This window comes from Klebsiella sp. GW_Kp181 (assembly GCF_040062315.1).
In the GTDB taxonomy this organism is placed as follows: domain Bacteria; phylum Pseudomonadota; class Gammaproteobacteria; order Enterobacterales; family Enterobacteriaceae; genus Klebsiella; species Klebsiella oxytoca.
Genome location: NZ_JBEAFR010000002.1, coordinates 79,625 through 99,607, shown reverse-complemented (window position 1 = coordinate 99,607; position 19,983 = coordinate 79,625). Strand labels below are relative to the sequence as shown.

The window sequence follows — 19,983 nt, the reverse complement described above, 5'->3', positions numbered from 1 at the left end:
ACTCTATGTTAATTGAAGCTTTTCTGGTCGCCATCTGGGCAGGGATCTGCTCACTGGACGACGTCGGGCCGCAGATGCTGCGTCGCCCGCTTCTGACGGGAACCGTTGCTGGAATTATTATGGGCGATACGGTTCAGGGGCTGGCGATCGCCGCCACGCTGGAGCTGATGTGGATGGGGATCGGCAACGTCGGGGCCTATTCCGCGCCCGACATTATTGCCGGATCAATCATCGGCGTCGCTCTGGGCATTTCCTCCAAAGGCGGTATCGCTGCGGGCATCGCCCTCGCCGTCCCGGTGTCGATACTCTGCCAACAGCTTCTTATCATCTGGCGCTCTTTCGCCAGTTTCCTGAACGTATGGGCGGAGAAGTCCATTCAGGAGGGTGACTATGGTAAGCTGCTGAAAGTCCATTATTTCTCTACGCCGCTGTGGTTTCTGATCCGCGCCGTCCCCTGCTTCCTGGCCGTCTATTTTGGCGGGGACCTGGTGGGTCGGATTCTGGCCGCCATCCCGGAAAGTATTCTGACCGGTATGGGCGTTGCCGCCAAAATGATCCCGGCCATCGGCGTCTGTATCCTCCTCTTAATGCTGCTGAAAGGCCGGATGTGGTTCTTCTTCCTGCTTGGCTTCATGCTCACCACCTATCTGAAGCTGCCGATCATTCCCATTACCTTTATCGCTCTGGCTTTTGCCGTGCTCTATGACATGGCCTACAGCAATGGTCAGAAGGCCGAGAGTTCACCTGCGGAAAAAGAGCAGCAGTCCACTACCGACACTGAAGAAGGATATGACTTATGAGCGATATCGCCTCTTATCGGGTGGCCGAAACCGCAACCCAGGACAAAAAACTGACTAAGCAGGATCTAAACCGTATTTTCTGGAATATCCAGTCAATGTCCTTTTCCTATAACTATGAGAAGTTACAAACCATCGGCTTTGCGCACTGCATGATCCCGGTGCTTGAGCGACTCTACGCTGATGCCGATAAAGCAACGCGCATTAAAGCCATGAAGCGCCACCTTGAGTTTTACAACTCACAGGTGAATACCGGCGCGCTGATCCTTGGCGTCACCGCCGCGCTGGAGGAAAAAACCTCGGAAGAAGAAAAAGAAGCCGTGGTGTCGGTAAAAGCCGGGCTGATGGGACCCTTTGCCGGTCTCGGGGATAGCTTACTCAAATTTACCTGGCTGCCAATCTGCGGCAGTATCGGGGCGGCCTTTGCGCTTCAGGGCAATATTATTGGCCCTCTTCTGATGTTCATCCTGTTTAATATCGTTAACGTCGGCTCAAAATATTTCTTTATCCACTATGGCTATAACAAGGGCGTAGACTTAATCGAGCAGTCGAAAAACTCGAACATTATCCAGCGTATCTCCAACATCGCCAACGTGGTCGGCGTGATGGTGCTGGGGTCGTTAATAGCGACAACCGTGAAAATATCAACTCCGCTGGTTATTGCGGTTGGCGAGCAGTCGATAAAAGTGCAGGAGATGTTCGATAAAGTTATTCCTAACTTGCTGACCCTGCTATTTGCGCTGGGTATCTTTTTCCTCGTCAAAAAATTTAAGGGCAAACATACCGTCGCGCTCATCATCGGCATGATGTGCATCGGCGTCATTTGTTCGATGTTGGGAATTTTAAATTAAGGGAAGATGTATGAATGAAACACCGCAGTTTTCCGTTATTCGTCATAATCATACGCAGCTTGAAATTCATTTTTCCAAAGCATTGGATAACGCCACGCTCTACTGGACGCGAGACCGCGATATTCACACCGCCGAGCGTAACTTGATTACCGATCGTATCTCAGGTCCGGTATATTTTGATGACCCTTTGCAGGCGCGGCAGCGTATCTATTTTATCGTGGAACATGCGCAAAGTTCATGGTTGTTTGGCGAAAGAACCCTGCCGATATCCGGTATAAATAATTTCAGGGATATCGGAGGGTATCGCGGTGCAGGCGGCAAAAGGGTTAAATGGGGCCTGCTCTATCGCTCCAACCATCTGTATAATTTGACGCCGCAGGCTCAGGCCTACCTGGAAGGCCTGGAGGTAAAAACCATTATCGATTACCGCAGCGCCAACGAAATCGCGAAAAGCCCCAACGGCTTTATCGGTGAAAATAAGACCTTCCACCTGGATGCCACGGCGCAAACCGCAGAGCTGGCGGCCCAGTTTGCCGCCGAACCCAGCAATGAGGATCGCGCGCTGATCGAGAGCGTTATACGCGATATACCGGCGGAACTGATTAATGGTCAGGGAGGCCAGGTCATTGAGCAGTACAGGCATTTTGTACTCAGCGACAAGTCAAAAAAAGCCTTTAAGGCGATGATTAACGTCCTGCTTGACCCGGGCAATGCGCCGAATATTCAGCATTGTCGTGGGGGCAAAGATCGCACCGGCTATGGCGCTTTATTGATACTCTCCATGCTTGGCGTTTCTGAACAGGATATTATCGCCGACTACATGCTGACCGGCGCAAACCGCCTGGCGCGAAATAATGTGAAGATGACCGCCTATCGACAAATTACCGATAATCAGGATGTACTCGATTACTTACTTACCCTGATCGATACCCGGGAGGCATTTATCGTTGAAGCACTGAACACCATGAAGGCACTCTCCGGCAGCGTTAATGCTTATATTAAAAAAGAGCTTGGCTTTACCGACGCTGACTTTATTAAAATGCAGGAAAACTATTTACAGTAGTCCCTCGCGCTAACTGGAAAAACTGGTAGAAATAAGCCTCCAGTTCAGGCTGGAGGCCTGGTTGTGTCTGTCAGTTAACCATCATGAACAGGACGCTGCCGCCGGGTCCACAATCGGTTTATTCACCATAAAGAAGTAAACCAGCGAAGCCATAAAAGCGATGACCGAAGAGGCCACCAGCGCCAGGGTAAATGAGCCGGTATTATCCAGAATCATTCCGGTAATAATTGGTGCAAACGACCCTCCGATAAAACCGCCGAAGTTCTGAATGCCGCTCACCGAGGTTATCAGCCGTGACGGTACCGACACCAGGATCAGTCCCCATGCCGAGGTACCGGCAAAGTGAATGGAGAAGAGCGCCATACTAATGCAGGCGACCGCCATAAACGTACTGTCAGTATAAGCGGCGGGGAGCGTAAAGCCGGCAGCGCAAAGCAGGCCAAGGCAGATCATCCATTTACGGCTCTTCATTTTATCCGCGCCGCGCTTCATCACCCAGTCGGCTACGGCGCCGTTAACCAGCATACCGGCAGCGCCAAACAGGAACGGAATAGCCGCTACCCAACCGGTTTTTTCCAGGCTCAGGCCGCGGGACATTTCGAGATAAGAAGGCAGCCAGGTGAGGAATAACCAAACCATGTAGCCGACGCCGTTGAAACCGATGATCATTCCCCACATCGATTTTTGCTTAAACAGACCGGCCCAGTCCTTCAGGGTCACTTTTTCCTTACTGGAAGGAGGCGTCTCCTCTTCCAGGTGCGCGATGTCTTCCGCCGACAGGCCGGCATCTTCCCGGTTGCGATAGAACATAAACCAGAGGATAGAAAGAATAATACCGCTCACCCCGATGATGATGAACATCATGCGCCAGCCGAAAGCCAGCATCATGGCGATCAGCAGCGGCGGCGCCAGCGCCTGCGCCAGAGTTGATGACATATTCACAATCCCCATCGGCACGCCGCGCTGACGGATGTTATACCAGTCATTAACGACTTTTACGCCGGTAGGCAGGTGCGGCGACTCCCCTATGCCGAGAACGATACGGGCGACAATCATCTGGCTGAAGGAGCCGACAAACCCCAGCGCGGTCTGAGCTGCGGACCACAGGAAGATACCAAAGCCATACACCTTTTTAACGCCGAACCGTTCCATCACCATGCCAATCGGCAGCTGGCACAGCGCATAGCCAAAGGAGAATACCGAGAGCAACAATCCCATTTCCGTTGCCGTCAACCCCATCTCTTCACGGATAGTGGTATTGGCAATCGAAAGTGAGGTTCTGTCGAGGAAGTTAATAATACCCGCCACGAGCAAAAACAATAATGCCATGATTTGCAAACGCTTCAGGCGAGAGCTTGCTTGACTGGACATATATTATCCTTTTGTAATGTTAACCACGGCAGCATTCTGCACGGCGCAGAATAATGCCGTCACAGGGACCCGGATATATTCCCGGAGGAAAGATAAATGTTAAATACTAAATAAGTTTAATCTTTAATTTCAAAAATAAGTTCAATTTCAACGGGCGTATTAAAAGGCAGCGTGTTGGTACCAATTGCTGAACGCGCATGTTTACCCGCTTCACCAAATATTGCGATCAGTAAATCCGAAGCGCTATTCATCACCAACGGCTGGTCTTTGAAAACGTCGGTGCTCTGTACGAAACCGAGCATTTTAACGCAGCCAGCCACGCGATTGAGATCGCCCAGATAGCTTTTCAGGGACGAGAGAATATTGATAATGCACTGGCGCGCAGCAGCCTGCCCCTGCTCTATCGTGAGTTCCCTGCCGAGGGTTCCTTGATAAAGTAATTCCCCGTTGACCCGACAGTCATTACCTGACGAGTACAATAAATTTCCCGTCTGTTTAATGGGCACATAAGAAAATTTAGGCGGTACAGGCGCGCTGAGCACTATACCCAATTCGGTTAATCGCTGTTCAATATTCATGGTAATTCCCTGATATTTATTTGAGTAAAGATAATGCCAGTGCGGTATATATTTGCGCGGCCTGATGCAGCTCTTCGATTTTGACATATTCATCTTTGACGTGCGCCTGAGCTAAATCACCGGGGCCGAGAATGATGGTCGGGATCTGGCAGCCTACGGAGAAGAACGGCGCTTCACAGGTGGCGTCGAAAATCGTTTTTTTGGCCGCGCCGGTGAGCGCTTCTACCGTCTGAAAAGCGGCTTCCACCAGCGGATGCGTCTCTGCAATAGACGAGGCCGGAATATACAGATAGTTTTCGAGGTCGTAGTCGTGCTGCGGTTTTAGTCCTGAGTCGCTAAGCGATCTTTGCAGGCTTTCGTTAATTTCATTACGTCTTTCTTCCGGCAGCACCCTGCGGTCGATTTCAATAACGCACGATTGCGGGACAATATTCGGCGCGCTGCCGCCGGTAATGGTGGTCACCAGCATAGAGGCGTTGCCCAGTAAATCGTGATGCTTTTGCTTCACCCGCTGACACTCTGCCAGCACCCCCGGCAGGAGCCGCGCCATTTTGTCGATGGCGCTGTCCGGATTGCGCGTCTTTGCCGCATGACCGGCGGTGCCGTGCGTGGTCAAGCGGGTTCGGCTCACCCCTTTATGCGCCACGCAGATCTCCAGCGAGGTCGGCTCACCGATAACGGCGTAATCTGCCTCGACGCCCTGCGCCACAAAATGTTCCATCCCCAGGTTGATGCGCTCTTCATCAACGTTGAACAGTAAAACAATTTCACCGTTGAACGCGTACTGCCGTCGCTGAATCAGGATCGCCGCGTACATCATTGCCGCAACGCCGGATTTCATATCTGCCGCCCCGCGGCCAATAATACGGTCACCATCAATGACGGCGGCAAAGGGTTCCACCGACCACCCTGCGCCGCATGGCACCACGTCAGAGTGTCCGTTGAGGATCAGCCGCTTGCCTGGCCGCTGCCCTTTGAGTCGGGCAATCACGTTCGGCCGCTCTGCTACCGCCTCCTGTACTTCAACGTCAATGCCTTCGCCGCGTAATACATCAGCAATGAACAGCGCGACCGCTTTTTCATTGCCCGGCGGGTTTTCCGACGGGTGCTGTATCAGGCTGCACAGGAGCGTAGTCAACTCCTGCCGTTCATCGGCAGTTAATTCAATATCGGTCATAATAATATTCTCAGTTAATTAATAACTTTTGCCGCGGGCGTCGATAGTTATCGTTTCGCTCAATATTCCGTTACGGAAGGCATATATTTCATCGACAAGATTTGCGACCACGCAGCAGTGGTTGGGAATAATATGCAGCCGATCGCCAATAGCGAGCGATACTTTTTCCGGGTCATAGCGCAGATAGCCGTGTTCTTCATTAAGCTTAACCAGCGCGACGTCCGGATGTTCCTGAATCAATCCGTAAGAACCGGGCGTCGCGGAAAGATCGGAGGTCAGCGATTTTGTACCGGCATCCAGCGTGGCGTAGCCCGGCAGCGGGATACTGACAACCGTCGCACAAATGGTCAACGCGCAGTCGGCGGCGGTGTAAATCCCGCCGTTAATCGCGTTCATATCGCCAAAAATAAAATTTCCGGCGCGGGATTCGGTTATTCCGCTGAGCTCATCGGCATAAAAAGAAGAGAGCGTTGAGCCGCCGGATAAAACGTCAATATGAAAACCATGCGCATTAAGAAGATCCCGACTGGTCATCAGCAGAGCGGCTTCTTCGCGCGCCGCGCGACGGATATCCTGCTCATTGTGGTATTGATAAATAGTCCCGGCATAGGTAAATACCCCGCGCACCCTTAACCCCGGAAGCGCCGCCACCTCACGGGCGAACGTCAGCAATTGATCCGGCTGTACTCCTTCGCGGTGGGCACCGAAATCAATGGCAATATCGATGTCAAACGTCAGGCCATGCCTCAGCGCAGCGCGTGAGAGCCCCTGCGCGCCCGCCAGGCTGTCGACAATGGTTCGCATGGTAATCTTGCGCGCCAGTTCAGCATAGCGCTCACATTTGTCATCACCAATCAGCGGATAGGCCAGCAGAATTGAGGTAATTCCGCCCGCAGCCATCACTTCCGCTTCAGATAGCTTAGCGCAGGTAATTCCACTCGCCCCTAGCGCCTGCTCGAGTTGAGCCAGGCGTACAGATTTATGGGTTTTAATATGCGGCCAGTGTTGAATATTATGACGAGCCAGTCCGGAGGTCATGGCGATAATATTCCTCTGCATAATATCCATATCCAGCGCAACATAAGGTGTGGTTAACATTTTTCCTCCTGACGGCTAGCCGTCACTTGTTGGGTTTTCCCCTCTGACCTCTCCCAGGTAGGCATAGAGGGTATATTTCGAAATGTTCAGAAATTCGCAGATTTTTTCTCCGGACTTTTTAATAAGGAAAACGCCCTTGTCATCGAAAAATTTAATCGCGTTGAGTTTATCCTGCTTAGACATATTGGCGACGGGGACATCAATAATTCCCATACACTCGGCAATCAGGTAATCAAGTAGTTCATTGACGTCTTTAACAAATACCTCATTAACGTCCTCTTTTTTAGCGGCGCTACTATCCGAATGACCGGCCAGTTTACTGAGCGTTTTTTCCGCCTGTAAAATATCGCTAATGTCGAGGTTGATACAAAGTGCGCCTATAACCTGTTTATTGCTGTTACGTATGTAAATGGAGGTGGAGCGTAGCGTTTTACCCTCACGGGTGCGCGTAACGTAGTTATGCCTGTCGCCGTTGACATCCGTTCCCCGCAGCACTTCCAGCCCCAGATTGCTGCTGGGATCGCCCACTTTCCGGCCGGTGACATGCCCATTAATAATCGCGATAATACTGCTTTCCAGCCCCTGGGAGTGGTCGTGCAGGACCACTTCACAGTTGTCACCGAACTGATTTGCTATCCCTTCCATCATCGGAATGAAGACGTCTAAATTCTGCTGTATGTTTTCCATGTCGACCTGAATTTATGTTAGACAACCAAACTTTTTGTTATGTATACCTGCATCAGCAGAAATTCAGCAATATGAATCTGAACAAAAAGTGATCGACAACACACTTATTTCTGACTTTTTGTTTGGAGAGAGGTCTGAATCATACTTTTTGTCTGGTGGTCAGGAGGGTAACGGATCGTGCGGGTCAGGAGCCCTGCGGCTCCTGTGCTATTTTTCGTACGTCAGGATAACCGGCAGTAAAGGACATGCCTGTTCGTGCAAAAAAATCTGGCCTGAATATAAACAACTCGCTATTCTGAAATGCTTTGTATTTTTTGTGAACAGGAAAAAGTATGCTAAGTACGTTACCCGATTTACACAGAAGTTTTGCAGAGCAACTCAAGCTTAAGTTTCAGTCTGACTCGCGGATTCACTCCCTTCTCGCTGGCGGCTCGATTATTCATGGCGGATTTGATCAATACTCCGATCTCGATTTTATCGTTGTCGTAGACCCTGGCTATTATGACGAAGTCATGGCGCAGCGTAGGGAGCTCGCCGGAACATTAGGCCATCTGTTACATGCTTTCACTGGGGAACATGTCGGAGAACCCCGCCTGCTTATATGCCTGTATGGACCTGAACTCCTCCATGTCGATCTAAAATTTGTCACCCTGGAAATGCTCACTCAACGCGTTGAGGAGCCAGCAGTATTATTTACTCGTGATAACACGGCTCTGGAGCGACAACGGGTAAAATCCAGCGCTCGCTGGCCCAACATGACGCCGGAGTGGTTTGAGTCGCGAGCCTGGATCTGGCTTCACTATGCAGTGGTTAAGCTGGGAAGAGGCGAACTGTTCGAAGCGATAGGTATGCTGGCATTCTTTCGAGAGCAGGTTCTGGGACCTATGCTGTATCGTCGGGCAAATCTACCGCAACGTGGGGTTCGCCGCATTGAATTCCACAGCATTGATCCTGACGGCCTGCTGACCTCCACGCTGGCAACGCACGATCGTGACTCCGTCAGCGTTGCCATCAGAATGGCTGTTGAAGCTTATATCAAGCTGCGAGCTGATGCTCTGCCTGAAAATATCGCAGACGACGCGACACGTTGGGCGGTCCTTGCCATGCTGAAAAAGGTTTCTGACCAGGGTTAAATTTATCCTTCCGGTCGCTTACACGGCCGGAGTAAAGGTATACCGCACAATTTTGGCGGCTTCCCCCCCCCAGAGCGCGGCGCTGGCGGATGCCTTTACCCGTTATGGCCGTAAAGCCGCAGTAATCACTCGTGGCGGCAAGATGGCCGGCAATGTCACGATCTGGGATTTACCGACCCAACCCGCGAAGTCGGCAATACCTGGCTGGACAGGGTCTCCGTCGCGGCGATGCGTCAGGGGCTGCCGGCAAGGATTGAGCGGGTGTAAACATCCCCGGTACGTAAACAGCGTACCGGGATCCTGACAACCATGATTAGTTATAAACCACCATCATCACGCCCGAACCGTTAAAGGTGCCGGTTGAGGTAGGCGTTCCAGCCAGCGTACCTCTTAACCGTAGCGAGGACTGAGATCCAGAGTAGGTCGTATTCCCCGGCGCCGAGTTAGTTGTCCCAAGCCCCAGATTTGCGCGCATGCCGTTACTGAGCGGGATGTAAGTATTGCCTGTTTGTAGCTTTAACACATAGCTAACCGAGGAAGAGGTGCAGGAAACGCCCACCGTACTATCAGCCGTTTTGCCCACTGCCTGGTCAAGCATTAGCGTACCGAAACTTAGCGTCACCTGCGGTACGGTCATAGCACACCATTCGTTTAGTGGTGGTGCCGTCATGCAGTTTATACCGCTACCGGCACCTGGGGGATAAACAAGGTCGGAAAAATCAAAGTTGCCATTGGCTTCACGAATTGTGTATCCAAAACAGACGGTAGAAGAGCCCCCAACGACACCATAATTTCGGATGGAAATCTGATTCCTGACGCTCCCGACGCTCGCGTTAAGGACTTCTCGCCAGGTTCCCTTATACGGGACGCCGGGCGGAGGATAACTAGTGGCAACATCAGAGGTACCCCAAAAGTAGCCATCCGCAGTCAGCGCATTTGCAACCAAAAGTCCGCCATGACTACCTAAGTTCGCTGGTGTGTCCAGGCTGACGCTACCTGAACTCACGGTAATATCGCCTGTGGTGATAATCCACTCAGTACCCGAACCGAAAGCCACCAATCTTACTGCAGTGATTGTTTTCCACCGATAGTTTTCACCGTACACGGGAACAGAGATCGGCACGGTTATAGCAGCCGCAAAGGCGGCCAGAAATAGCTTTTTCTTCACCTGCACTCTCCTGTGCATAAATAGAGTTACTGATATTCGGCTCGCAGGGTCGCGGTGGCGTTAAATAATCCTTCCACCAATTCCACCCCATCACGCTGAACAAGGAGGGCTTCAATAGTCGGCAACGTCACGCTATTGATGTTAATGGCCTCGCCCAGTTTAAACGGCTGGCCGTTCTGGAAGATTTTCACGCCAAGATTGGCCTGTTCTGCGGTCACCACGGTGGCGTTATCGGCGTCAAACCCGGCCGGATTACCGCGTACGCTGAGCCGCAACTGCCAGGCCAGACTGCTCTCTTCACACTTCAAGGTCAGCGGGACGGTTTCACGATATCTTCCCTCCGCAACTTTTTTTATGCGGACATCATTGAAGTTGATATATACCGGGCCATCTTCGCTTATTGAGCAAGACGGAGGCGTGACCAGGGTGCCGATAAATTCAAGGTTTTCCGGGTCTGCCGCCTGAAGTGATGAGGTCCCTGTCATCATCAATGCGGCCAGAAGAAATGGTGCATATCCAATCAATCTCATTATGTTGATTCCCTGTGCCATTACTGATACTCCACGACCAGCGAGGCCATAACCCTGAATGCCCCGCCGCTCAGGGTTATCCCGCTTTGCTTAATGGGGACAGCGTAAAGCCTGGGGATATTGGGATCGGTAAAATTCAGCCAGGAGCCGAGGTTAAGACGGGAATCACCATTGTAGAGAGCGATGCCTAACCCGCTTTTCCCTCCCGCCAGCGCGGTACTGTCAAAACTTGCCGGGGTACCCGTAATGCGCACTTTCTGTTTCGACGATACCGCCATTGAACAATCTAAATCGAAGTCAATCGGCTTGCGGTACTGCGTCCCGTCGATACGGGTGGTCATCACCTCGTTGCCAAAGTTGACGGTGATAACATTATTGTTATTCACCACACACGGCGGGGCTTCTATCAGCGTGCCGCTAAAGTTGACCGTTGCGTCGGCCAGCACGCTACCACTAATACACACCGTAAGAAGAAGCAGTAGCTTACGCAGGTTTACAGGGCTCATAATATCTCTCTCCTCTTACGTCACTGGTAGTCAATGACCATGGTGCCTGTGCCGGAAAACGGACCTGCGGTGAGCGTAGCGTTGTTTTGCGCTACGGGTACGGCCCATAGCCTGGGTTTATTGGCTGTGCCATTGAAGTTGACATAGCTGCCGGGCGTCATAACCGTGGTGCCTGCGCTTCCGCTGTAAAGCTGTATACCCAGCCCCCCTTTGCTGGTCAGGAGAAGCCCGGAGCCAAAACTCGCCAGCGAGCCTCGAATCGTCAGCTTGAGGGCATTGCTGTTCAGATCAGTACAGGTCAGACCGTACTGGATCTCTTTCTTATAATTCACCCCGTCTACCAGCCGAGTAATGAGGTCATCACCAAACTTCACGTCTACGGTATCGTTACCGTCAATAACGCACTGCGGTCCATCGATCAGGGTGCCGTTGATGGTGATAGTGGTGGTGTCTCCTTCAGCGGCGCTCGCCTGTCCGCCAGCAAGAAGCAGTGCGGCTCCAGCCATCATCAGGTGCATCCGGATTATCGTTAAGCGTTGGCGTGTCATATTAACCTTCCTTTGGTTGTGCCACCTTCCCGGCGCGGCAGGCGATGCCAGTGCAGGTAAACGGCAGTAACCGTGCGCTGCCATAATCATTGATAAACATCAGCGTCGGCGTCGTGCCCATCCGGGATGCGGATAACGGCAGCTGCGCTTTGCCCTTTGGCGAAACCATGACAGGCTCAAAATCATCCAGCGCCTTACCGTGCAGGCTGCCGCGCGCTTCGACAAACGAAAAATGATAGGGCGTAGGATTCTCAACCTCATAGCGGTCCCCCTTGCGGGTAAGGGTCAGCGTTTCAGCCCCCGGCACCACGTCGAGAAGCGGATCGACCTTGAGGGCCTTGGGCCGCCAGAAAACTTTCATCCGGGTCTGCATTGCCAGCGTCAAAACGTTAGGCTTATCGGATTTTGGTGGGATCTCGCGTAAGTTAAGCCAGAAGACGCTTTCTCTATCGGTAGGCAGAGACGGTGTTTCGGCGACCTGCTGGACGCGGATCATCGTTCGACCATCAGGCTCAATACGTTGTACGGGCGGTAAAATCATCAGCGGGCCGTTTATTTTTTCTTCTTTCTCGTTTTCCATCCACCCTTGGGCGAGATAAGGATCCTGCGTATTATTATTTTTCACGCTCAATCCAACAGATTTCTCCCCTTCATTGAAAATAACCCGGGAGCGCTCTACGGATAATGCCGCCTGAGCCAAATGCTGGCTTCCGGTAAACAAGATAATCCCCAGAAAAGTCATTAATTTAAGTTTCATACTTTCACCTGTCGTATAACTTACAGGACCAGAGTTATTTCCTCTCTGACGGCAGAGAGTCAAATCCATTTCATCTTGCAGATAATTTACATTTTAGGCATGTCTGGATATATGAATTTGTAAGGGAGAGAGCCACTTTCAGAAATGGATCGATGAACATTCCTAAATTTGCATCTCGCCCACCCTTCAAATTCAGCCTACGTCACAGCCTTATTAGCTATGCCAGCTGTTCAACACAGCAATTAACTTGCCAGTTTCCAGCGCAGAGTATGGCTTCTACCCTTCCCGGTTTTGATGCTAATCACTTTACCGCTTGTTTCCATCTGGCATAATAAATAACGCATGCTGTAGATACTGATATCCATCTCGTTGGCTATTTCTCGAGTTGTTAACCATACTTCATCATCCAGCTCGCTTTTTCTTAACCGTTTATTGACCAATCGCTTAATACTTTGCAAAGCTCGCTCTTTATCATCCAGCTGTCTCTCCAAATTACCGGACAACGTTGTTTTCCATATTAGCTGGTCTTCATCCGCATCACGCTCGTGATTATTAACAACCTCAGTATATTTATCAGAAACGGATTTTTTACCTAGCCACATAACGAAATCGCTATAGCGGGTGATATTGACTTTACGCATAATCGAGCGTCGATAACTGCTAAGCGCCTTAATACTACAGCCCATTCTGCGAGAAATTTCATCGTGGCCTAATCCCTGGCTCAAATAGCCTAGCATTAGCTGTTCCCGCCATGTCAACTGGTAGGGGCCAGGACATTTGCTACAGTTTGGTTTACGTAAGTCCGGAGGGCCACACATGAGATCGGCAAAAAACAGCATGAACAATTTTCTCCGGATAGTGGTTACCGAATTTCTCATCGCGATGACTGAACTGACAACCGGGCAATGAAAATTTTTGTCGTAATGTTCACTACGTGGATAAACGCTTAGCCACTTTTTATTGAGAAGCTTAAACTTATAGTCATTGTGGGTGCGAAACTGTTGACAATCGACCCAGTCAAACGCTTTTTCTCCAGGTGATTGGACCTGCACGATGAGATCGGCTTCGCGCGATTTTCTGACTAAGGATACAGTAATTTTTCCGCTAAACTCATCCTCAAACAGCTCCTCCAGGAGAAAGATTATTCCCTGAGAAAAATAACTGTTCTCAGTTGCCACATAAACTGGCAAATATGTACCACTGGTATCACTCATCATATTGCTCTCTTATCTGGAAGTTGTCATCTCTACAAAAATAAACATTAAAAAAGATTATACAGTTATTACCCGACTAACTCTGACGCCTCTACTCGCAATATTTTAAAAGTAACGTAAATTTTTCTATAACCTATTTACATAGTCTGTCGTTCAATTACACGTATGCGCCAATGTTCAATATAATTACCGCGTTCTTGTGGAACACCATATTCATCAACTTTAACGGCTAACTCTGCTTCACCGTACAGACGGATATCTTTCACTACTTTCCGAAGCCATCCAGGGAGGTCGGAAAATTTTTCTTGTAATACCAGGCCAGTTATATCTGTGTCCGCAATCACGGTACCATCAGACAGACGACGATTGACCGAAATGGTTAGCGCCGCTTCAGAGTGCTCATCCTCGAACAGCGGCTCGCCTGCATGGATGACTTTATACCAGGCCTGTTCACCCGCACTCTGCGTCCCTTCCTCTTGAATAAATTGCGCCAGCCATGCGCTATCCCGCGCTTCCTTTTGTTGCCTGAACTTGTGCATCGCTTCTTCTACTCGCTGATTGGCGCGTTTAAGGTGGCGCTCAAAATCCTCCTGCGACAATCGGCGTTCGCCGCGTATCGTTTCCGTAATGCCGGCCAGAAAGACTTCCTTATCAATATGTATCTGTTGTTCATCCCGTTGTTCGAGTACCGCCAAAATGTCATAACCCATCGCCATCCCGGCCGCAAAATCCGCCAGTTCACCGTCAGTTGCTGGCAGTGCGGGATAGTGCGCTTCCTTAAGGCTCGACTGTAATTTTCTGGTTAATACTTGCCACTGCGCATTTTTTTCTTCCAGTTGGGTAGCGCGCGCAGTAAGCGCCTGGAGCTCATTCTCTTGAGTGACATTTTTTTCCTCTGCCGCAGCCAGTTGCTCATAAGTTGCCTGGAGAGCCATGACCTGCTCCGCCAATGTACTATCTGACTGTTGTACTTCGCGGCGAAGCAGAATGAGTTCATTCTTCAATCTCTGTACCTCTTTACGGGCTAACTGGAGGTTTTTACGTAAATCGATCTCTGCCGGGCTAAGCGACATATGTTGTATCAAAGCCTTAATCCAGCCCCCTAAAACGTGCGGTTCCGGTAAAGCGCTATTTTTCGTGACACCAGCGGCTGAGGTGACGTTGTCACCCGAAGCCGTTCGGGCCTTCTTAGCTGTCGGTTCCGTCGGCCTGTTAGCCGGTGATTGCATTCGCTTGTCAGCGCCAACAGCCGGCGGCGCGATTGTTTTTCTGATGACTGCTGGAGGCTGAGCTGTCGATTTCTCCTTATCAGGCAGAGAACGCTTTACAGCAGATTTTTGACGCGTAGCAGAGGATTTTTCTTCCTCCGTCTGGGGCTGAGACGGGGATGTGATGGCTTTGTTTTCGTCCTTGCGTGACGTCCATTCACGGGCATAATTCAACACATCTGCCTGCGAAGATGAAATCGAAATGATACTCATAATCAGGACCAAAACATTCCCTGCTCTACGACCCATTAGATACTCTCACCAGTTGGCTTCGCTGCCAGGCTATTGAGCATTTCGGCTCGGATCTCCGAGCATAATTTTACCGCCTGAAACTTATACAAAGCATCAATAGCATTACGTGTTTCAGGATTAACGGAACCTCTTACATTGGTATAACCGGAAGCGCCGAGCATCACTCGCTCAAAGCGTGATTTGAGATCGACATGCTTAATATGATTAATCGACTCCAGTGCCTGAAGCTCTTTTTCGCACTGGACCATATCCAGCTCTCCGTCTGAGGTCACTGGGGGCTCTACGGACTCCATGGACGAAGTCACCTGAGAAGGAATTTTTTTTCCAACGCAACCCGTTAAAAATGTACCTGCAATGATCGCGGCTATGCACCCTAATCTAAACATTATTTCATGTACTCCATGTGTATTTCTTTTTTAATTATCTTTCCTCCTGAAATAAAGCACAGGAGGCCAGCAGATATTTGCAGAAGATATCCCAATAGTTAATTTCACCATTAATAAACAGCAGCCAAAAGACGTTAATCAGCTGACATTTGAGGTAAATCCGAAATAGATTATCAACTCGGGCTAATCATATTCCAGAAGAAAAGTGGTGACGCACTCAAAGTCCCCTTCTCTGACCAGACTGTGTACTGGTGCAGAAATAAAGGCCTGAAAATTTAAAAAGGTGTCTCCTGATCTCAATGCTGCCGGTCGCATAGGTACATTCGGTTTAACCGGTACACCATTCTCATCTTCCACCGCAATGGCAATGCCGCTCGCTGTTCCGCTAACCGCAAATAGTCCTGGCTGAGCGCTATCTTCGATTCCCATAAAGGTTACGGTAACCGTATCGCCAAGCGAGAGATCGCACTCCGTCAACCAGATGGAAAAACGCTCACGTTCACTGCGGGGATATTTCATAAATGTCTTAGAAGGCACGTTACGAAAATCGACAATCTGATCTTCCGAGTCAACGTGCAATTCGCAGGGATCGGCAATCAAATTCCCGGAGAAATAGACGTCAGTATCAGCATGCGTGACCGATACGCCAGCCAGCAAAAGCATGAGAGGAAAGCTTGCCAGGCTAAGTACGCGCACTTTGTTTTTTTGCATTATTCGTACTCCAGGCCGATATTCACCACGCTGCGCCATTCATTAGCCAGCAACGGAACGGGAAGACGCCATAGCTGAGCCTGCAACACCAAATCGTTGCGTCCGGGGTAGAGAATCTGCGGCCGACTCTGAATCGCGGGTCGCAGGAGCTCTCCCTTTCGGTCGCTGAGGCGCAGCGCAACGCCTTCGACTCCACCGTGCACCCGGAAAAAGCGGTCATCCATCGGTTCTGCTTCCCCATAGATAGTCATTCTTACCGCAGACTGTCCGTTTAACATCGTGGCACCGCGCATCTGTTGGCGATCGCGCATAAACTGATACTCTCCCGGACAGCGATCTAATTTGATGTACACCTGTACTGATGGCGTCACGCTCCCCGGCCGTTCCAGCCCCCAGGCAATGGTACTGCCCAAATCGATCTCTTGTTCAGCCGACTCAGGCAGCAACGCGCAAGGTGACGCAACAAGCGTTCCGCTAGCGCGTATCCCACCATTCAGGCCATCGGTGTCCCAGTTTGCGGCGCTCGCCGCAGAAACGATTCCAGCCGTCAAAAGCCACAATATGAGGGTGGTTCGACCAAATCCTTTTTTCATCAGGCTTCTCCTGTGTACAGCTCCGGCATCCATCAGGTAGCCGGGGTTTCTGCAGCTCGGCAAATGTTACCGCTGCAGCTAAACGGCAGGGTTGGCTTACCGCCGAAGTCGTTAATCGTGGTGACGTGCGGCGTGGTATAGTGCGAACTATTGACCATCGCGGTGGACTTAGGCGGCACCATCACCGTTTGAAATCCGCTAGCCACCGCCACTTTCGGCGCAGCGGTAATACCAATTACCGTCATGTAATAGGGTGTCGGATTTTCTATCCGATAACCGCCGTTGACTTTATGCAGCACCAGCTGGTTATCCCAGCGGCTATACTTCTCCGGCAGGATGGCTTTGGGACGATAGAACAGTTTAATTTTGGTGTGTAACGCCAGCTGCATCACGTTGGGTCGCTCGCTTTTTGGTGGTACCTCGCGCACGTTGAAATAAAAAATGCTCTCTCTGTCCTGAGGTAACATCGCGGCATCCGGCATGGCGTTGATACGCATCATGCTTTTACCTTTAGCTTCAAGACGCTGCAGCGGCGGGACGACAACAAGAGGGCCGCTGATTTTTTTCCCGTGCTCATCTTCAATCCATCCCTGCGCCAGGTACGGCATTGATGTGCTGTCGTTAGTAATACTCAGGGAAATGCTCTTTTCCGAACCGGGAAAAATGGCCCGAGTCCTGTCCAGCGCGATCGCAGCCCCGGCTTCGTTTACCAGACCCGCGGCCAGACTTCCCAGCACTATCGTCATCGCTATCTTTTTGCTTTTCATTACATCACCATTGACTTTCTCAGCCGCGAGTGACCGGCTTGCACGGCAGCAATAGTTGCTGTGCAGGGATAACCCGTGGCAGTACGACTTCACACTGAGCGGAACCACTCCAGTGCACGGTTAAGCGTTCATCCGGATTCACACCGGTCAACCAGGCCAGTCCACTGTCGCTGACCATACCCAGTTCGCGATCTTTTGCATTGTGTACCGTGGCGCCGAAAGGCGGATGGCGTCCATCTTCCTGGCTAAGGATTGCCACGACCTTAGAACCCTTCAGCACATCAAAGCGACGGAAACCGATAGCGCCTTCAGTCAGGGCGAGCTCTACAACCGGCGTTCCGCCAGACTCGACATCATCCGGCAGACGATTAACGTCAATCTCAGCCCTGGTTCGATAATAATTTGGCACTCCAGGGATAACCGCGATGCCAAAAGCATTGGTATAGCCCTGTAAGCCCACCGGAACACCGCTTACTCCCTCCGTACTGACCATCAAACGCGTCCCCCCCTGCACCCCACCGGAGTGTAGGGCCACGCCTTCAGCGGTGGCGGTCATCCCACCGCTGGCGGAAATACCAAAGGAGGTGTACTGGCTTTGCGCCCAGTTAAAGTTGGTGGTGACATCCGCTATATTGCCGGGATGAGAATAGTAGCCACTCATCTGGCTACGCGTTCCCTCACCGCCCCCGACGCTGTTGCCGGCGTTGATGCTGTAATAGTCGTTGTTATCCAGCCTTTGGCTCCAGCTGGCATTTTGTGTATAACGGTCGCGGCTTATGCTGCCGTTATAACCCACGGTTCCCGAACCAAACGGCATCGTCAGTGAGATATAGGCGCTGTCGTCCTTGCGGCCATTGAACTCACTGCGAGCGGCGTTGAGGGACAACGACAGATGTCGCCAGTCGCCGAGGTCAAAATACTTATTCAACGATACGCTGTAGCGATCGGTCGCCGGGCGGTTCCAGTAAGTCTGATGCGACCAGTTGATGTGCGTTGACAAACGCAGGTCGGCAAAGTTTTTGGTCGCCTGGATGGTATAAAGCTCTTTGCTGTTCCCGACGTAGCCATCCCGATAGCGCATATCCAGATATTCACCCATGGTGAGATAGTTGCGCTCGGAAAAACGGTAACCGGCAAACGTGACTTCACTGTTGATTTCATCAAACCGTTTGGAATAGCTCAGGCGCCAGGACCGACCTTGCCTACTTTTATCAGCCGGGAAACGAGCACTGGCATGAGTAACGTCAGCAGAGAGCGTCCCGTAGGCGTTCATATCACGACCGGCGCCAAGCGCCAGGCTGTTGTAGTCCTGAGAAATAATGCCGCCGCCGTACAGCGACCACGCGTTGGTAAGGCCCCATGAGAGTTCGCCTGTGGCAAAGTAGGGTCCTTGAGTGCTGTGGTTATAATCGCGCGGACGACCGGTGGTCATTTTATAACGTAGCTGGCCGGGACGCGTCAGATAAGGGACCTGAGCCGTTTCAACCGCAAATGTCTGTACGGAGCCATCCTGCTCTTCAACCCGCACATCCAGGCGTCCGGTTAGCGCGCTGTTTAGTTCCTGAATACGAAACGGGCCAGCGGCAACCGTCGTTTCATGGATGACTCTGCCCTGTTGGCTGACCGTCACTTTGGCATTGGTGCGAGCGATACCGGATACTTCAGGCGCGTAGCCTCGAAGCTTAGGTGGCAGCTGGCTTTCATCGCTTGCCAGCGACAAACCGGTATAGCGCCATGAGTCAAAGAGATCGGAAGAGAGATAGTCTTCACCGACGGTGAGTTTTGACATCATTCCAGGTAATGCGCGATAGGCGTAAAAACGGCTCCAGTCAAAATTACGTGAATTTTTATCCGAACGTCCGGTGGTATTGTAATAGCTCCCCTGGTAATCCCCTCTAAGACGCCAGGGTCCCAAATTGACGCCCGTCGTACCGCTGATGCTGGCGCTCTGGCTCTGATTCCCCTGACGCGGCCAGGTGACATTGGTATTCAGGTTATAGTCAACCAACATCCCGGGGATACCCTCTTCCCAGCGGGAAATCGGTAACCAGGAAGCATCCTGATATTCCAGCCAGGCTTGAGGCACCGCGATTTGCAGGGATGACTCTGACAGATCGCCGCGCAGGACGACGCCTTCAAGAGCGGAAAAATCAGCGCAACGCCCCTCGTCGAGCCACTTAATCATTTTAAACGCGTCTTCCCGCAGACCGAGAAGCTCTACCTGTGCAGGCGTCAGACAGGTTTCTACAACCACTCCATCGTCACGGGTTCTTTCAATAAAAGAAATTTCCTGGTCAGAAATACTGTGCTCGTTTAAGCGCATGCTGAGCGTGTAGGTTCCGGGCATAATATAACCGGCGCGGGAAAAACGCGACAAGTCGATATTTTCCCGGTCTTCCGAGTCCAGAATATCTATATTAAACTCTACCGCCACTACCGGTGATGTAGAACCAAAAATGGCAATAACAATGTAAATACCCAGTCGTCGCAGGTAAAAAGCTGGTGGTCTGCTTTTTTTCATTTTTTAA

At 51.1% G+C, this 19,983-nt stretch carries 21 protein-coding genes; 4 read left to right on the top strand and 17 right to left on the bottom strand.

Features of this window, described 5'->3' with window-relative positions:
* The first annotated feature begins 5 nt into the window (after window positions 1-5).
* From ABLV11_RS02125 to ABLV11_RS02115, 3 genes are read left to right on the top strand one after another with little or no spacing between them, the layout of a single operon-like run.
* A complete protein-coding gene (locus ABLV11_RS02125) occupies window positions 6-800 on the top strand; it encodes a PTS sugar transporter subunit IIC (RefSeq protein ID WP_004113116.1) in 795 nt (264 codons plus the stop codon).
* On the top strand, window positions 797-1,648 hold the full coding sequence (locus ABLV11_RS02120) for a PTS system mannose/fructose/sorbose family transporter subunit IID (protein WP_004113118.1): 852 nt from the start codon (window positions 797-799) through the stop codon (window positions 1,646-1,648). Before ABLV11_RS02125 ends, ABLV11_RS02120 begins: the two co-directional genes overlap by 4 nt.
* A gap of 10 nt (window positions 1,649-1,658) precedes the next feature.
* Entirely contained in the window at window positions 1,659-2,711 is a 1,053-nt protein-coding gene (locus ABLV11_RS02115; protein ID WP_230185973.1) for a tyrosine-protein phosphatase, read from the top strand.
* Window positions 2,712-2,792: 81 nt separating this feature from the next.
* Here the strand turns inward: ABLV11_RS02115 and ABLV11_RS02110 are convergent, their stop codons facing one another.
* From ABLV11_RS02110 to ABLV11_RS02090, 5 genes are all read right to left on the bottom strand, one after another.
* A complete protein-coding gene (locus ABLV11_RS02110; protein ID WP_004102118.1) occupies window positions 2,793-4,082 on the bottom strand; it encodes an MFS transporter in 1,290 nt (429 codons plus the stop codon).
* A 116-nt stretch (window positions 4,083-4,198) separates the two neighbouring features.
* On the bottom strand, window positions 4,199-4,660 hold the full coding sequence (locus ABLV11_RS02105; RefSeq protein ID WP_053064891.1) for a RidA family protein: 462 nt from the start codon (window positions 4,658-4,660) through the stop codon (window positions 4,199-4,201).
* A gap of 16 nt (window positions 4,661-4,676) precedes the next feature.
* Window positions 4,677-5,837, bottom strand: coding sequence for a M20 family metallopeptidase (locus ABLV11_RS02100; protein ID WP_148407630.1), 1,161 nt, complete (start codon window positions 5,835-5,837; stop codon window positions 4,677-4,679).
* 18 nt (window positions 5,838-5,855) lie between these two features.
* Window positions 5,856-6,935, bottom strand: coding sequence for an alanine racemase (locus ABLV11_RS02095; RefSeq protein ID WP_004102121.1), 1,080 nt, complete (start codon window positions 6,933-6,935; stop codon window positions 5,856-5,858).
* A 15-nt stretch (window positions 6,936-6,950) separates the two neighbouring features.
* Window positions 6,951-7,622, bottom strand: a complete 672-nt coding sequence (locus ABLV11_RS02090) for a helix-turn-helix transcriptional regulator (RefSeq protein ID WP_017145864.1) — start codon at window positions 7,620-7,622, stop codon at window positions 6,951-6,953.
* Window positions 7,623-7,954: 332 nt separating this feature from the next.
* Here ABLV11_RS02090 and ABLV11_RS02085 point away from each other — a divergent pair, with 332 nt between their 5' ends.
* Window positions 7,955-8,755: a hypothetical protein gene (locus ABLV11_RS02085; RefSeq protein ID WP_017145863.1), complete on the top strand. Its 801-nt coding sequence runs from the start codon at window positions 7,955-7,957 to the stop codon at window positions 8,753-8,755.
* A 313-nt stretch (window positions 8,756-9,068) separates the two neighbouring features.
* Here the strand turns inward: ABLV11_RS02085 and ABLV11_RS02080 are convergent, their stop codons facing one another.
* The 12 genes from ABLV11_RS02080 to ABLV11_RS02025 all read right to left on the bottom strand — a co-directional run bounded on the left by ABLV11_RS02080 (window position 9,069) and on the right by ABLV11_RS02025 (window position 19,976).
* On the bottom strand, window positions 9,069-9,923 hold the full coding sequence (locus ABLV11_RS02080) for a hypothetical protein (protein ID WP_004102124.1): 855 nt from the start codon (window positions 9,921-9,923) through the stop codon (window positions 9,069-9,071).
* A gap of 26 nt (window positions 9,924-9,949) precedes the next feature.
* Window positions 9,950-10,453 carry a fimbrial protein gene (locus ABLV11_RS02075; RefSeq protein WP_227628165.1) on the bottom strand — a complete coding sequence of 168 codons (504 nt, stop codon included), beginning with the start codon at window positions 10,451-10,453 and terminating at the stop codon, window positions 9,950-9,952.
* Between the two features lie 20 nt (window positions 10,454-10,473).
* Window positions 10,474-10,959: a fimbrial protein gene (locus tag ABLV11_RS02070; protein WP_348855141.1), complete on the bottom strand. Its 486-nt coding sequence runs from the start codon at window positions 10,957-10,959 to the stop codon at window positions 10,474-10,476.
* 20 nt (window positions 10,960-10,979) lie between these two features.
* The gene (locus ABLV11_RS02065) at window positions 10,980-11,507 is read right to left on the bottom strand and encodes a spore coat protein U domain-containing protein (RefSeq protein WP_024274192.1); all 528 of its coding nucleotides are present in this window, start codon (window positions 11,505-11,507) and stop codon (window positions 10,980-10,982) included.
* 1 nt (window position 11,508) lies between these two features.
* Window positions 11,509-12,264, bottom strand: a complete 756-nt coding sequence (locus tag ABLV11_RS02060) for a fimbria/pilus periplasmic chaperone (protein WP_017145859.1) — start codon at window positions 12,262-12,264, stop codon at window positions 11,509-11,511.
* A 242-nt stretch (window positions 12,265-12,506) separates the two neighbouring features.
* Window positions 12,507-13,481 carry a LuxR C-terminal-related transcriptional regulator gene (locus ABLV11_RS02055; RefSeq protein WP_200794641.1) on the bottom strand — a complete coding sequence of 325 codons (975 nt, stop codon included), beginning with the start codon at window positions 13,479-13,481 and terminating at the stop codon, window positions 12,507-12,509.
* Between the two features lie 134 nt (window positions 13,482-13,615).
* Window positions 13,616-14,959 (bottom strand): FKBP-type peptidyl-prolyl cis-trans isomerase N-terminal domain-containing protein, encoded by a 1,344-nt coding sequence (locus tag ABLV11_RS02050; RefSeq protein WP_224250496.1) that lies wholly within the window; start codon window positions 14,957-14,959, stop codon window positions 13,616-13,618.
* A gap of 35 nt (window positions 14,960-14,994) precedes the next feature.
* Window positions 14,995-15,246, bottom strand: coding sequence for a hypothetical protein (locus ABLV11_RS02045; protein WP_348855139.1), 252 nt, complete (start codon window positions 15,244-15,246; stop codon window positions 14,995-14,997).
* A gap of 321 nt (window positions 15,247-15,567) precedes the next feature.
* On the bottom strand, window positions 15,568-16,095 hold the full coding sequence (locus ABLV11_RS02040) for a fimbrial protein (protein WP_064371248.1): 528 nt from the start codon (window positions 16,093-16,095) through the stop codon (window positions 15,568-15,570).
* Complete coding sequence (locus tag ABLV11_RS02035) at window positions 16,095-16,688, bottom strand: type 1 fimbrial protein (RefSeq protein ID WP_047719821.1); 594 nt, start codon at window positions 16,686-16,688, stop codon at window positions 16,095-16,097. Before ABLV11_RS02035 ends, ABLV11_RS02040 begins: the two co-directional genes overlap by 1 nt.
* A gap of 32 nt (window positions 16,689-16,720) precedes the next feature.
* The gene (locus ABLV11_RS02030; protein WP_032704671.1) at window positions 16,721-17,455 is read right to left on the bottom strand and encodes a fimbria/pilus periplasmic chaperone; all 735 of its coding nucleotides are present in this window, start codon (window positions 17,453-17,455) and stop codon (window positions 16,721-16,723) included.
* A gap of 19 nt (window positions 17,456-17,474) precedes the next feature.
* Window positions 17,475-19,976 (bottom strand): PapC/FimD family outer membrane usher protein, encoded by a 2,502-nt coding sequence (locus tag ABLV11_RS02025; RefSeq protein ID WP_017145852.1) that lies wholly within the window; start codon window positions 19,974-19,976, stop codon window positions 17,475-17,477.
* Between the last annotated feature and the right edge of the window lie 7 nt (window positions 19,977-19,983).